The organism is Lujinxingia vulgaris (assembly GCF_007997015.1).
In the GTDB taxonomy this organism is placed as follows: domain Bacteria; phylum Myxococcota_A; class Bradymonadia; order Bradymonadales; family Bradymonadaceae; genus Lujinxingia; species Lujinxingia vulgaris.
Genome location: NZ_VOSM01000006.1, coordinates 79,326 through 94,016, shown reverse-complemented (window position 1 = coordinate 94,016; position 14,691 = coordinate 79,326). Strand labels below are relative to the sequence as shown.

The 14,691-nt window shown below is 64.2% G+C and carries 10 protein-coding genes; 7 read left to right on the top strand and 3 right to left on the bottom strand.

Annotated features, from left to right (window positions below; translation table 11 throughout):
* Nucleotides 1–1,277: 1,277 nt before the first annotated feature.
* From FRC98_RS13275 to FRC98_RS13260, 4 genes are all read left to right on the top strand, one after another.
* On the top strand, nucleotides 1,278–1,985 hold the full coding sequence (locus FRC98_RS13275) for a rhomboid family intramembrane serine protease (protein WP_146981927.1): 708 nt from the start codon (nucleotides 1,278–1,280) through the stop codon (nucleotides 1,983–1,985).
* 197 nt (nucleotides 1,986–2,182) lie between these two features.
* Complete coding sequence (gene add, locus FRC98_RS13270) at nucleotides 2,183–3,415, top strand: adenosine deaminase (protein ID WP_230467593.1); 1,233 nt, start codon at nucleotides 2,183–2,185, stop codon at nucleotides 3,413–3,415.
* Nucleotides 3,416–3,510: 95 nt separating this feature from the next.
* Nucleotides 3,511–4,911: a bifunctional UDP-N-acetylglucosamine diphosphorylase/glucosamine-1-phosphate N-acetyltransferase GlmU gene (gene glmU / locus FRC98_RS13265; protein ID WP_146981926.1), complete on the top strand. Its 1,401-nt coding sequence runs from the start codon at nucleotides 3,511–3,513 to the stop codon at nucleotides 4,909–4,911.
* 263 nt (nucleotides 4,912–5,174) lie between these two features.
* Nucleotides 5,175–6,221, top strand: coding sequence for a tetratricopeptide repeat protein (locus FRC98_RS13260; protein ID WP_146981925.1), 1,047 nt, complete (start codon nucleotides 5,175–5,177; stop codon nucleotides 6,219–6,221).
* A gap of 430 nt (nucleotides 6,222–6,651) precedes the next feature.
* Here FRC98_RS13260 and pyrC read toward each other — a convergent pair whose 3' ends face one another.
* Entirely contained in the window at nucleotides 6,652–8,013 is a 1,362-nt protein-coding gene (pyrC, locus tag FRC98_RS13255; protein WP_146981924.1) for a dihydroorotase, read from the bottom strand.
* A gap of 12 nt (nucleotides 8,014–8,025) precedes the next feature.
* The gene (locus FRC98_RS13250) at nucleotides 8,026–9,348 is read right to left on the bottom strand and encodes an EAL domain-containing protein (protein ID WP_146981923.1); all 1,323 of its coding nucleotides are present in this window, start codon (nucleotides 9,346–9,348) and stop codon (nucleotides 8,026–8,028) included.
* 205 nt (nucleotides 9,349–9,553) lie between these two features.
* Between FRC98_RS13250 and deoC the strand changes: the two genes are divergently transcribed.
* From deoC to FRC98_RS13235, 3 genes are all read left to right on the top strand, one after another.
* Complete coding sequence (gene deoC, locus FRC98_RS13245; protein ID WP_146981922.1) at nucleotides 9,554–10,447, top strand: deoxyribose-phosphate aldolase; 894 nt, start codon at nucleotides 9,554–9,556, stop codon at nucleotides 10,445–10,447.
* 85 nt (nucleotides 10,448–10,532) lie between these two features.
* Nucleotides 10,533–12,008 carry an aldehyde dehydrogenase family protein gene (locus tag FRC98_RS13240; RefSeq protein ID WP_146981921.1) on the top strand — a complete coding sequence of 492 codons (1,476 nt, stop codon included), beginning with the start codon at nucleotides 10,533–10,535 and terminating at the stop codon, nucleotides 12,006–12,008.
* The gene (locus FRC98_RS13235; protein WP_146981920.1) at nucleotides 12,008–12,919 is read left to right on the top strand and encodes an aldehyde dehydrogenase family protein; all 912 of its coding nucleotides are present in this window, start codon (nucleotides 12,008–12,010) and stop codon (nucleotides 12,917–12,919) included. The genes FRC98_RS13240 and FRC98_RS13235 overlap by 1 nt, the downstream gene beginning before the upstream one ends.
* 686 nt (nucleotides 12,920–13,605) lie before the next feature.
* Here FRC98_RS13235 and FRC98_RS13230 read toward each other — a convergent pair.
* Nucleotides 13,606–14,676: a hypothetical protein gene (locus tag FRC98_RS13230; protein WP_146981919.1), complete on the bottom strand. Its 1,071-nt coding sequence runs from the start codon at nucleotides 14,674–14,676 to the stop codon at nucleotides 13,606–13,608.
* Between the last annotated feature and the right edge of the window lie 15 nt (nucleotides 14,677–14,691).

The following is a 14,691-nucleotide window of genomic DNA, read 5'->3' as shown; positions in this document are numbered from 1 at the left end:
ACTGCCTGGCACCCGATCTTCTCGCACCCGAATCTGTACGACTGCCTGGCACCCGGTCCGAACCAACTCGCTCGACTGCCTGGCACCCAATCTTCTCAATCTTGCTCGACTGCCTGGCACCACGGTGAATCCGTACGACTGCCTGGCACCCGGTCTTCTCAATCTTGCTCGACTGCCTGGCACCCGGGTGAATCCGTACGACTGCCTGGCACCCGATCTTCTCGCACCCGAATCTGTACGACTGCCTGGCACCCGATCTTCTCGCACCCGAATCTGTACGACTGCCTGGCACCCGGTCCGAACCAACTCGCTCGACTGCCTGGCACCCGGGCGAATCTGTACGACTGCCTGGCACCCGGTCTTCTCAATCTTGCTCGACTGCCTGGCACCCGGGTGAATCTGTACGACTGCCTGGCACCCGATCTTCTCGCACCCGAATCTGTACGACTGCCTGGCACCACGGTGAATCTGTACGACTGCCTGGCACCCAATCTTCTCAATCATGCTCGACTGCCTGGCACCACGGTGAATCTGTACGACTGCCTGGCACCACGGTGAATCTGTACGACTGCCTGGCACCCGGGTGAATCTGTACGACTGCCTGGCACCCGATCTTCTCAATCTTGCTCGATTGCCTGGCACCACGGTGAATCTGTACGAGTGCCTGGCACCCGGTCCGAACCAACTCGCTCGACTGCCTGGCACCCGATCTTCTCAATCTTGCTCGATTGCCTGGCACCACGGTGAATCTGTACGACTGCCTGGCACCACGGTGAATCTGTACGACTGCCTGGCACCACGGTGAATCTGTACGACTGCCTGGCACCACGGTGAATCTGTACGACTGCCTGGCACCCGGTCTTCTGCACCCGGGTGAATCTGTACGACTGTCTGGCACCCGATCTTCTCAATCTTGCTCGCCTGCCTGGCACCACGAGATACCCCTACACCCCCATCACCTCCTCAGGGCGAAGTCCAGCAAGGAGCAAGGATGAAGCTGTAGCAACGCTACCGCGAATCCGCAGCGACACCGCTGGCTTTGTCCTGAACATGCCCCTCCCCACCATCACCTCCTCAGGGCGAAGTCCAGCAAGGAGCAAGGATGAAGCTGTAGCAACGCTACCGCGAATCCGCAGCGACACCGCTGGCTTCGTCCTGAGGAGGTGATGCAGTGATGCAGGCTTGCGATCCCGGCAACCTCCCCTATGGTCAACCTCCCCTTTGGTGGTCACGTTCTCCTCAACACTGTGACCGCGACGCACCCCTGAGAGGCAGCCATGGCCCAACAACTCCAGTTCTACTGGCCCCCCTTCACCCGCAACATCAAAATCACCCTGGTGGGCCTCTTCACCCTCTGGTTCGCCTCGGTCATGATCGCCCCGCTGGGTGCCTTCGTCGACGACTACCTGCTCATCTCCAGAAGCGCCGTCATCGACCAGGGCCAGGTCTGGACGCTCATCACCTACGCCTTCTGGCACGCCGACTTCACCCACCTGCTTTTTAATGGGTTTGTCCTCTGGATGTTCGGCGCCGAGCTTGACCAGCGCTGGTCGGGCACCCGTTGGTGGCGCTTCAACCTGCTCTGCGCCCTGGGCGGCGGCCTGACCATTCTGGCAAGCCAGCTCCTCCTCTCCACAAACTTCCCCACGCTCGGCTTCTCCGCGGCCGTGATGGGCGTGGTCGCCGCCTTTGCCTGGCGTCACTGGAACGACCGCCTCAACCTGCTCTTCTTGCCCGTCACCGGCAAAACGATGCTGCTTGTCTTCATCGGCCTCGACATCCTCTTTGTCGTCGCCGGCCGCGAAGCCATCTCCATCGCCGGACACCTCGGCGGCATGGCCACCGGCCTGCTCATCGCCAGCGAATACTGGCGCCCCTCCCGCATCAAACGCGCCTTCATCCGCCGCCGGCAGCGCCGAAATTTAAAACTTCTGCGCTCCAAAGAGCCCGACAATAAACCCTCCGACCGCTCCCATTTCAACTGATCTTCAACGGATATTCCGTCCGCTACAACCTTTGACGCCCCGGCGGGAATCTTTACTCCCGCTCGCCCCTTCTCCCCTCTAACCCGGGCCCTGCCCCCACTCGACAAAGCCCGACACTATCAGTAAAACCCTGCAACTTCGCGAAGCGCCCGCGCGGACGCCAGCGCCGGCCCGCACCTAAAAAAAAGGATGGCACTATGAAAATCACCCGTGACTTTATCCACCGCATGCCCAAGACCGACCTGCACGTCCACCTCGACGGCAGCATGCGCCTCTCCACCATCCTTGAGCTGGCCGAAAAAGAGGGCATCGCCCTCCCCGGTAACCCCCAGACCGAAGACGAGCTCGCCCGCGCCATCAACATCGGCGCCATCTGCGAAGATCTCACCGACTACCTCAAAGCCTTCGACGTCACCTTGAGCGTGATGCAGACCGAGGAGTCCCTCTACCGCGCCGCCTTTGAGCTCGGCGAAGACGCCGCCCGCGAAAACGTCAAATACATGGAAGTGCGCTACTCGCCACTTCTGCACACCCGCAACGGCCTCTCCTACCCGGTCATCGTCGAAGCGGTAGCCGAAGGCCTGCGCGAAGCTAAGCGCCGCTACGGCCTGATGAGCGGTCAGATCATCTGCGGCATCCGCCACATGACCCCCGAGAGCTCCCTGCGCATGGCCGAGCTCTGCGTCGCCTTTAAAAACCGCGGCGTCGTCGGCTTCGACCTCGCCGGCGCCGAGGCCGACAACCCCGCCAAAGATTATCGCGAAGCCTTTTATCTGATTCGCAATAACAACGTGAACCTGACCATTCACGCCGGCGAAGCCTACGGCCCCGAGTCCATCCACCAGGCCATTCACCTGGGCGGCGCCCACCGCATCGGCCACGGCACCCGCCTGCGCGAAGACGGCGACCTGCTCAACTTCCTCAACGATCACCGCATCCCCCTGGAAGTCTGCCTGACCAGCAACGTGCAGACCCGCGCCGCCAAGAGCTTCGAGTCCCACCCGCTGCCCTTCTACATGAGCTACGGCCTGCGCTGCACGATCAACACCGACAACCGCCTCATCACCGACACGTCCATGACCGACGAGTTCTGGCGTGCCGTCCAGCACTACGACCTGAACATCGGTGACTTGCGCAAGCTGATGATCGACGGCTTTAAGTCGGCGTTCATGCCTTACCGCAAGAAGCGCACCGTCACCGCCCAGGCCTGCGCCGAGTTCGACGCCCTGGTCCGCGACTTCGAGACCTCGTCCGGCGAAAAGGCCACCACCGACCCCCGCGTCGCCCAGGAGATCGCCTTCCAGAAGGCCAGCGCCGATGCCCGCACCCCGCTGATTTACCACATTCAGCCCGAAGATCGCCGCCCCGAGTCCAGCGACGTCGACGCCGACATCGACTCCGACCAGGAGCAGCCCTCGCCGGCTGAATAAGCGAGCAATATCAAGAACTTAGCACAACACCACCATAACCCCACCGTCGGGCAGCGGCCGTCGAAGAGCCCGGCGCTTTTCCCTCCGGGAGAGCCATGAACCCTTCGACCCCTTTTCAGTCGCTGATCCTCGCCGCCGGCATGGGCACCCGCATGCGCTCGGACACCATCAAGGTGCTCCACCCCCTGCTCGGGACCCCGCTCATCGGACACGTCACCCGCGCCGCGCTTGATGCCGGCGCGGCACGCGTCGTCCCCATCCTCGGCCACCAGCGCGAACAGGTCGAAGCCTGGCTCCGCCCCCAGAGCTACGCCGACGCCATCCACCCGGCCTTTCAGGACGAGCAGCTCGGCACGGCCCACGCCGTGGCCTGCGGCCTGCCCGCCCTTGATGCCGACATCCCCTACACCCTGATCCTCTCCGGCGACGTCCCCAACCTCGACGCCGAGACGCTCATCAGCATGGTCAACGACGCAGCCTCCGCGGGCTGCGACCTGGCCGTGATGACGGCGATCCTCAAAGATCCCGCGTCTTACGGTCGCATCATTCGCTCCGCGCAAGGCCGCCTCAACGCCATCGTCGAGTTCAAAGACGCCACCGAAGATCAGCGCGCGATCACCGAGATCAACGCCGGCATCTACCTGGCGCGCACCTCCTTTTTGCTCGACGCCATCCCCGCCATCATGGCCGCCGGCACCGACAACGCCCAGAACGAGTACTACCTCACCGACCTCGTCGCCCTGGCCGCCAAAAACGAGCGCGCCATCGCCTGGCCCGTCGCCACCCCGGAGCTTGTGCAGGGCGTCAACGACCGCCTCGATCTGGCCCGCGCCACCGCCTTTGTACGCCGCCGCACCCTCGAGCGCTGGATGCGCGCCGGCGTCACCCTCATCGACCCCGACCGCACCACCATCGAGCCCAGCGCCACGCTAGAGCCCGATGTGACGCTGGAGCCCGACGTCACCATCTGCGGCAGCTCGCACATCGCCCGCGGCGCCTACATCGAGCAGGGCTGTCGCATCACCGACAGCCACGTCGGCCCCGGCGCGCGCCTGCTGGCCTACTCCTACCTCACCGACGCCCGCGTCGACCAAAACGCCTCCATCGGCCCCTTCGTCCACCTGCGCCCCGGCGCCGACATCGGCGAAAATTGCAAAGTCGGCAACTTCGTCGAGATCAAAAAGACCCGCCTCGACAAGGGCGCCAAAGCAAGCCACCTCACCTACCTTGGTGACGCCCACGTCGGCCAGAACGCCAACGTCGGCGCCGGCACCATCACCTGCAACTACGACGGCCAGAACAAACACCGCACCACCATCGGCGAAGGTGCCTTCATCGGCTCCAACACCGCCCTTGTCGCACCCATCGCCATCGGCGATGGCGCCTACGTCGGCGCCGGCTCCACGCTCACCGACGACGTCCCTCCCCGCGCGCTGGGCATCGCCCGCGGACGCCAGCGAAACATCGAAGACTGGGCCGATCCCACCCCCGAGTGATCACCCCGATCGACCTCCCCGGGAACAACTTTGGCGCACGCTCCGGTTGATCTTCTCGGGTGGTCCAAATGGCCTCGCGCTGGCATTCGCACTGGAACTGGCAGCATCCCGGCTTAGCTTCTACCGTGGCACAGCACCTCTGCCATCGGGCCCCCCGAAAGAGAAATGCGCCCGGAGTTTGAGATAACCCGGCCATTCCTCTATCTTTTTAAGGTCGCTTCGCCGGCGAGTTCTCGACCCTGTTAGCGTAAGGAGATTTGACTATGGCTATCACCCCTCGGACGATCCTCACCAGCGCGGCACCTGCCACCGTCGCTGTCGTCTCGCTCTACGTATTCACCGTCCTGGGAACAGCCGCCTACCACGCGGCAAAGTCTTCCCCTTCGCCACAGGTCGACACCCCCTCAGCCCAGGCCCTCGCCGGCGATCGAAGCTGCGACATCGTCTTTGATCACTTCGGCTCCGACCAGACCTCCTGGTCGGAGAACGCCTGGATCCACTTCGCCGCCTGCTACGACCACCAGGATCGTTCCGACATGGTCGTCGAGGTCACCCGCGAAGGCCTGGTGCATTACCCCCGCTCCGAGGTTCTCTACAACTTCCAGGGCTACCACCTCATTGAGCAAGGCCTCTACTCCCAGGCGATCGACACCCTCCAGCGCGGCCTGAGCATGGTTCAGGTCCAGCGCACCGGCACCATGGCCAACAACCTGGCCTGGGCCAGCCTCTGGGACCAGCGCACCCTCCCGCTTGATGACGCCCGCGGCCTCTACCTGCGCGCCCTCTCGCTCAACCCCAGCTCCTGCGAGACCCTCCACACCGGTCTCTTCGTCGAATACGCCATCGCGCAGAAAGCCCACGGCCTCGATCGCTTCGAGTCCCTCAAACGCTTTGCTGACCTTCGCCAGAAGTACAACGGCTGCCTCAACCGCCTGGACAACGGCGATGAGAAGACCGCCCTGGAAATCGTCGGCGCTTCCGTCCTCTTCGAGAGTGTCGACTCCAACAACCCCTCGGTCGTCTCGCCACTGACCCGCGAGAGCACCGCGAAACTCTCCGAGTTCTTCCGCGGCCAGACTGTTGACGTCATCTGCCGCGACGCCATGCCCATGGCCGACATGCACCACCACTGCACCGAGACCCTGACCACCGCCGTCCGCGCCAACCGCGCCGACAAGCTGGCCCACGCCGAGCGCAACGAGCGCGCCCAGCGCCAGATTCAGGTCCTCAACCAGAACGGCCAGAACGTGCGCGTGATTCGCTCGCAGCGCTCCGTACCGACCTCCATCGAGTGCGGCACCAATCGCTAACGCGACACGCCCGCTCAACAAAAAAGCCCGCCCTCATCACGAGGGCGGGCTTTTTTGTGGTCTGAAATTCTGCACGAGTGCCTGGCACCACGGCGATTCAAACTTGCTCGAGTGCCTGGCACCACAACGATTCAAACTTGCTCGAGTGCCTGGCACCACGGCGATTCAAACTTGCTCGACTGCCTGGCACCACGGCGTTTTAAACTTGCTCGACTGCCTGACACCACAACGATTCAAACTTGCTCGAGTGCCTGGCACCACGGCGATTCAAACTTGCTCGACTGCCTGGCACCACGGCGATTCAAACTTGCACGGGTGCCTGGCACCACGGCGATTCAAACTTGCTCGAGTGCCTGGCACCCGATCGTTTCAAACTCGCTCGACTGCCTGGCACCCGGTCGTATCAAACTTGCACGAGTGCCTGGCCCCCTCACCCCTCAAACGCCATCCACATCCCCTCCCCCCCCTTCCCCACCACCTCGCCCGCACCTTCATCCAGGCGCCGGAACACCTCCTTCCCGTTCACCCATGTGCGCACCGGCCACCCCGTCAGATCGCGCCCCGCATAAGGCGTCCAACCACAGCGCGAACGCTGATCCTGATCCAACACCCGCCGCATCATATGCGGATCGATCAGCACCAGATCGGCAAACGCCCCCTCCACAATCCGCCCCCGATCCACGACCTGATGCACCAGCGCCGGCCCCTCGCACATCCAGCTCAAAACCTCCTCATAGCTGCACACGCCCCTGAACGCCGCGTCCAGCATCAGCGGCAGGCTCAGCTCCACCCCGGGCACCCCGCTGGGCGCCTGCCCGTAAGGATGCGCCTTCTCCTCGGGGGTATGCGGCGCATGGTCGGTGGCGATCATCTCGACCTCCCCCCGACGCAGCGCCTCCCACATCGCGTCCCGATCGGCCTCCTGGCGAAGCGGCGGATTCATCTGCACCCGCGTCCCCCAGAACTCATAATCATGCACATCCAGAAAAAGATGATGCGGACACACCTCACAGGTGATCCTCCCCCCGCTTCCCAGCTCCTCCATCCGCGCTCGCGCCTCCTTCAACGCCGCAAGCTCCGCGCGCGTCGAGAGGTGCAAGACATGCACCCGCCGCCCAAAACGCGCGGCGAGCTCCCCGGCCACCTCCACCGCCCGCGCGGCCGTCTCGGCGTCGCGAATCTCCGAGTGCACGCCCGGATCTTCGCGCCCCTCAAACATCGCCTCCCGCTCGCGCATCCGCTCCGCATCTTCGGCATGCACGCAGATCCGCCCCTCATACCCCTCAAAGATGCGCTCTAAATCCTCATAACGATCCACAAGCAGGTCGCCCGTCGAATCCGCCATAAAGATCTTCAGTCCGGCCACCGCCTCCTCGCCATGCGAGGCCACAATCGCATCCAGGTTTTCGGGATTCGCCCCGAAATACAGCCCCACGTTGCATCGCGACTTCGCCCGCGCCACCTCGCGCTTCTCGCGCAACCTCGCCAGCGTCGTCGTCGACGGTGAGGTGTTGGGCATGTCGATCACCGAGGTCACCCCACCGCTCACCGCGGCCGCGCTCCCCGAATCCCAATCCTCTTTATGCGTTGGGCCCGGCTCTCGAAAATGCACATGGGCATCGATCACCCCGGGCCACAACCATCTCCCCTCCGCGCGAACCTCCTCGGCTCCGCCCGCATCCCCCACATCGCCCACCCGCGCGATGCGCCCCTCCTCCACCAGCACATCCCCCTCCACCCGCTCGCCAGCTTCAGCAAAGACCACCGCATCCCGAATCACCCATCGCGTCATCACTCCCCCTTTTTAGCTCTCAAGTTCCTCGATCACCTGCGCAATCTTTCCATCCCACGCCTCGGCCTCTTGAGGCTCACCGAGCAGATACCCCTGCCCGAGCGCCACCCCCATCTCTTCTAACACTTCCAGATCATCAAAGGTCTCAATGCCCTCGGCAATGAGCTCCGCCCCGCTTCGTTTGGCCAGATCGTGGAGGTACTGCGCCAGCGCCCGCTTGCGCTCGCTGCGCGCGATCCCGCGGGTCAGCTCCAGATCCATCTTGATATAATCCGGCTCCAGCTCCGCCAGAAGTCGCAGGTTCGCCGCCCCCGTCCCCACATCATCGAGCGCAAAGCGATAGCCCTTCTCCCTCAACTTACGCACCGTGGGCATGATCCTTAGAAACTGCTCGTACGTGATCTGCTCGGTCACCTCAAACACCAGCTGATCCGGCCTCATCCCCGCCCCTCGCCAGCTCTCGAGCATCGCCTGCAGCTCCGGGTTCGACGCATAAAAGGTCGGCGGAAGGCAGTTGAGAAACAACTTCCCCTCCTCCCCGATCGCCGGCCGCCGCTCCACCGAGAGCGCCCGACACGCCTGGTCGAGCTCCCCATCGAGCTCCGCCCGCGACGCTGCCACAAAAAGATGCACCCCCAACCGCTGCGCCGCCCCACCCTCAGCCCGGCTCAACGCCTCAAACCCCTCCACGCGCCGATCCGAGAGGCGCACCACCGGCTGAAAGAGGGTGCGAATCTTTCGCTGCGCGATCAGATGCCCCACCACCCGACTGCGCCGCCGCTGCTGATCATGATAGCCCACCTGCGCCTCAGCCCGCGCCCGGCGAATCGCCCGGTAGATCTGCCGCCGCGGATCCACCGACGCATTGGCCAGCACCATCGCGCTCCCCAGCGCAATGCGCTCCAGCGCCTGCTGCACCGCCATCTGCGCCCGATCAAAAGCCCCCAGAAGTCGGCCATTCACCACATCGAGCGCCCCCTCCTCCACCAGCCCCTCCCCCATCACAAACACCACCAGCGTGTCGCTCCCCTCAGCCTCCACACACGCCACATCCTCGGCGCCCTTAACCCCCTCAACCGCCTCCGAGAGCCGCCCCATCAGCGCGTCAAACGCCCCGGCCCCCTGCTGTCGCTCCCACCCCTCAAGCTGGCTCGTATCGACCACCCACAGCCCCGAGCAACGCCGCGCGGCCACCGCCTCGCCGACCTCGTCGAGCACCTCCCCCAGCGTCGGCAAACGCCCCCGAAACTGCGACGCCTCCTCATCGCGCACCGCCTCCGAGAGCTCCTCTAAAGCTTGCTGCTCCATACCCCCGAAGGGATCTTCTTCCCACATCGATCCGGCTCCCGTCGCGTCGTCCCGCCATCGTCTCAGATTGAGATTGTCGTCCCCTCCGACGCTAGAAAGTGCGCCCCCCGCTGTCAATCCACACCTTCACTTCCCCTCGCCGCCACCTTGTCACCACGGCGCCGCTCGGCTACCTTCCCCACCGGTATTCGTAACGTTTACTTCCCACTCCCCCTAAGACTCAGGGTGTCCCATGACCCACTCCTTTGTGGTCCCCCGCGTCCCCTCGGTCGACGCCGTCGCCGTTGAGGAGCGTGCCGCCAAGTTCCGTACGCGCAGCATCAAAAAAGACGCCAAGATCAAAGGCCTCAAGCTCGTCGCCTCCATGATCGATTTGACCACCCTGGAGGGCATGGACACCCCGGGCAAAGTTCAGATGCTCTGCCAGAAGGCCATCTCCCCGGGCTCAGACTGCCCGCAGGTCGCCGCCATCTGCGTCTACCCCACGATGGTCCCCGTGGCCAAAGCCGCGCTCAAGGGCACCTCCATTAAAGTTGCGTCCGTGGCCACCTACTTCCCCAGCGGCCAGGCCTCGCTTAAAGAGCGCACCGACGAGGTCCGCCGCGCCGTGGAAGCTGGCGCCGACGAGATCGACATGGTCATCAGCCGCGGCGACTTCCTGGCCGGCCACTACGCCAAGATCGACGAAGAGATCCGCGCCACCCGCGAGGCCTGCGGCCCGGCCCACCTCAAAGTCATCCTCGAGACCGGTGAGCTGCAGACCTACGATAACGTGCGCCTGGCCAGCCAGATCGCCATCGACGCCGGCGCGCATTTTATCAAAACCTCCACCGGCAAAGTCTCCCCCGGCGCCACCATGCCGGTGACGCTCGTGATGCTGGAGGCCATCCGCGACCACTTCATCAAAACCGGCAAAATGGTCGGCATGAAGCCCGCCGGCGGCATCCGCGACTCCAAGCTCGCGATGCATTACCTGGCCATGGTCAAAGAAACCTTAGGCGATGCCTGGCTCTCCCCGGACTGGTTCCGCTTCGGCGCCTCCTCCCTGCTCAACGACGTGCTCATGCAACTCGAGAAGCAGCGCACCGGCCGCTACCACTCCGACCGCTACGTCAGCCTGAGCTAAATCCCCCGCATGCAACGCGCCGCCGCGAACAGCCCCCGGCGCCGCTCGCAAGATATTCTGCCCGACACGCCACGGAGAACCACCTATGGGTAAGACGGCCAACACTTCAGTGCGCGACCTCCTCTTCGGCGACCTCTGGGACTACGCCCCGGCGCCCGAGTCGCGCGATCACATCACCATCAACGAGCGCTACGGACACTTCATCGACGGCAAGTTCGTCGAGGGCGAAAATCACTTCCCCTCGATCAACCCCGCCACCGAAGAGCAGCTTTTTGAAGTTGCCTCGGCCGATGAGGCCACCGTCGACCTCGCGGTCAAAGCCGCTCGCAAAGCCTACGACAAGGTCTGGGGCAAGATGCCCGGCGCCGAGCGCGCCAAGTACCTCTACCGCATCGCCCGCATGATCCAGGAAAAAGCCCGCGCCCTGGCCGTGGCCGAATCCCTCGATGGCGGCAAGCCCATCAAGGAATCCCGCGACATCGACATCCCGCTCGCTGCCGCGCACTTCTTCTACTACGCGGGCTGGGCCGACAAACTCGACTACCTCCTGCCCGGCGCCTCCCCCACTTCCATCGGTGTGGCGGGCCAGATCATCCCCTGGAACTTCCCCCTCTTGATGGCTGCCTGGAAAATCGCCCCGGCTCTGGCCGCCGGCAACACCATCGTCATCAAGCCCGCCGAGACCACCCCGCTCACCGCGATGATGCTCGCCGAAATCATCCAGGAAGCCGACCTTCCCCCGGGTGTCGTGAACATCGTCAACGGTGCCGGACAGACCGGCGCGGCGATCGTCAACCACCCCGACATCAACAAGATCGCGTTTACCGGCTCCACCGACGTCGGAAAGATCATCCAGCGCGCCCTGGCCGGCTCCCGCAAAAAGCTCACCCTGGAGCTCGGCGGCAAAGGCGCCAACATCATCTTCGACGACGCCTCCCTCGATCAGGCTGTCGAAGGCATCATCAACGGCATCTTCTTCAACCAGGGCCACGTCTGCTGCGCCGGAAGCCGCCTGCTCGTCCAGGAGAACATCGCCGACGAGCTCATGCACAAACTCCGCCACCGCGTCTCCACGCTGATCGTCGGCGACCCGCTCGACAAAAACACCGACGTCGGCGCCATCAACTCCCGCGAGCAGCTCCTGCGCATCCAGGAGCTCGTCGCCGCCGGAAAAGACGAGGGCGCCCAGATCTTCCAGCCCTCCGCCCCACTCCCCGAAAAAGGCTTCTTCTTCAAGCCCACCGTGTTTACCGAAGTCACCCCCTCGCATCGCATCGCCCGCGAGGAGATTTTTGGCCCGGTCTTGAGCGTGCTCACCTTCCGCACCCCGGAAGAGGCCATCGAAAAAGCCAACAACACCCCCTACGGCCTGGCCTGCGGGGTCTGGACCGACAAAGGCTCCAGGCTCTTCCGCGTCGCCAACGCACTTAAATGCGGCATCGTCTGGGGCAACACCTACAACCGCTTCGACCCGACCAGCCCCTTCGGCGGCTACAAAGAAAGCGGCTTCGGCCGTGAAGGTGGTCTCCACGGGCTTCTCCCCTACCTGGAGGTGCGCTAATGGCCAAATCAACCCCCAATCGTCTGCGCGTCCTCAAGACTTTCAAGCTCTACATCGGCGGGGCCTTCCCCCGCACCGAGAGCGGACGTTTTCTCCAGGAACACAACCCCAAGGGGCAGCTCGTGGCCAACTTCTGCCGCGCCTCGCGCAAAGATCTTCGAAACTCCGTGGTCGCCGCCCGCAAAGCCCAGCCCGGCTGGGCCGGTCGCACCCCCTTTAACCGCGCCCAGATCCTCTACCGCATGGCCGAGGTCCTCGAATCGCGACGCGAGTCTTTCGAGAGCGCCCTCGGCGAGCGCGCCGGCATCAAAGCGGCCGACGCTCAGGCGGAGGTCGACGCGGCCATCGATCGCCTGGTCTGGTACGCCGGCTGGGCCGATAAGTTCGTGCAGATTATGGGCACCACAAACCCGGTGGCATCCCCCCACTTCAACATCACAAGCCCCGAGCCCACCGGCGTGGTCACGGCCTTTGCGCCCCGCACCGCTCCGCTTCTGGGCCTCATCACCGCCATCGCGCCGGTGATCGTCTCCGGCAACGCGCTGGTGCTCGTCGTCGAAAACGAGCACCCCTCCATCGCCATCGACCTGGCGGAAGTCTTCCACTGCAGCGATCTTCCCGGCGGCGTCGTCAACATCCTCACCGGCCTGCGCGAGGAGCTCGTCCCCCACGCCGCCAAACACATGGACATCGACGCCATCGCCACCTTCGACGCCACCGATGAGGAACGCCGCCTCATCGCCCTGGAGGCCGCCGAGAGCGTCAAGCGCGTCCACAACTTCGAGAGCCCCGCCAAGAACGACTGGTCGATCGCCAGCGCGCAGAGCCCCTACAACATCCTGCCCTTCGTCGAGTTCAAGACCGCCTGGCACCCCATCGAGAGCGGCGCGGCCATGGGCGCCAAGTACTGAGCAGCCCCCCACACCGCGGTGCCAGGCCTTCGATCATGCTCGAGAAGATCGGGTGCCTGGCACCCGATCTTCGCCCGAAGCTCCCGCGACGATCGCACCCACAAAAAACGCGACCGCCCACCGGCGGTCGCGTTTGTTTCTTACCCTGTCCCGACGATCCGGGTGCCAGGCATCCGTACATCTCTAATCCGCCCGAGTGCCTGGCACCCGTACATCTCTGAATCGCCCGGGTGCCTGGCACCCGTACATCTCTACATCATCCGAAAAACCGAGTGCCAGCCTCCCGTACATCTCTGAATCGCCCGGGTGCCTGGCACCCGTACATCTCTACATCACCCGAGTGCCTGGCACCCGTACATCTCTACATCGTCCGAAAAACCGAGTACCAGCCTCCCGTACATCTCTGAATCGCCCGAGTGCCTGGCACCCGTACATCTCTACATCGTCCGAAAAACCGAGTGCCAGCCTCCCGTACATCTCTACATCGTCCGAAAAACCGAGTGCCAGCCTCCCGTACATCTCTGAATCGCCCGGGTGCCTGGCACCCGTACATCTCTACATCGTCCGAAAAACCGAGTACCAGCCTCCCGTACATCTCTGAATCGCCCGAGTGCCTGGCACCCGTACATCTCTACATCGTCCGAAAAACCGAGTGCCTGGCACCCGTACATCTGCACCCACACACCCTACCCCTGCTCGAAAAACCCCCACGCCCTCCTCACCGTCTCCGCGATGCGATGCGCCGAAGGCTTGCCCGCATACCCGGCCTCAGGAATCGGACTGCCAATCCAGGGCAACACCAGCCGCGAAGCCACAATCGCCCCCTCGGTATGCCGCTCCTGATCTTCCTCCACGCCGGTCGACTTGAGCACATCCACCAGAAACTGCCCCAGCACATGCAAGGTCAACAAGGGCGCCAGCCGAGCCGCAAAGACGGCGGCCTGGGGGGCATAAGGATCGCCGTGAATGACCATCGCCAGCAACGCGCTGGCCCGCTCGCTTAAGCCCTGGCGCACCGCCAGCGCGCCGGCCACGAGCTTCGCCTCACTCCCTCCCCCCTCCAGCGTACGCCGCACCACACGCTCCGCCGCCCCATCGAGGCGAGCGACCAGATCAGCAAGCAGCCCGTCGAGACGTTGTGCGTCGGCATCGCTGAAGTTCTCCCCGAACGCCAGCAGCTCCAAAAGCTCCGCGTTGCATAAAAGCGCGCGGTCCTCCTCACTGCGGATCGCCTCCGCCCGCCCGTACGCCTCCCCAAACTCCCCCTCCATCTTACGCGCGAACATCGCCGCCGGCGCCGTATCCAGATAACGCGCCAGCACCTGCGCCCCGCCCTCCACCGACTCGCGCTCCAGACGCTTTCGCACCAGCTGATACTTATGCAGCTCCGCATCATAGCGCTGACGCAGCCGCTCGGCGCGCTCCGCCAGTGGCGCGGTCATCCACCGCCCGAAAAGCGGCGCGAGCTCAGCGAGCGCCTCCGTCAGACGCGCCTCCAGCGCCGCCGGCACCTCGCCAGCACGCAGCGCACCGGCCACCACCGGATGTTCCACCACGCAGAGCACCACCCGCACATCGAGCCCCTCCCCACTTCCCCGCTCTCCGAGCACCTCCAGAAGCGCCCCGACCGCCGCCTCGTCCAATCTCCCTGCCCCCAGGATCGCATCGACTGCGTCCATCAAGCTCTTTGCGTTCGCCTCATACTTCACATCGTCCTCGCCAGTCGGGCTTTTGTTCTCGTCGTTTTTTCGCGTCACTTCACCCTCGTGGAT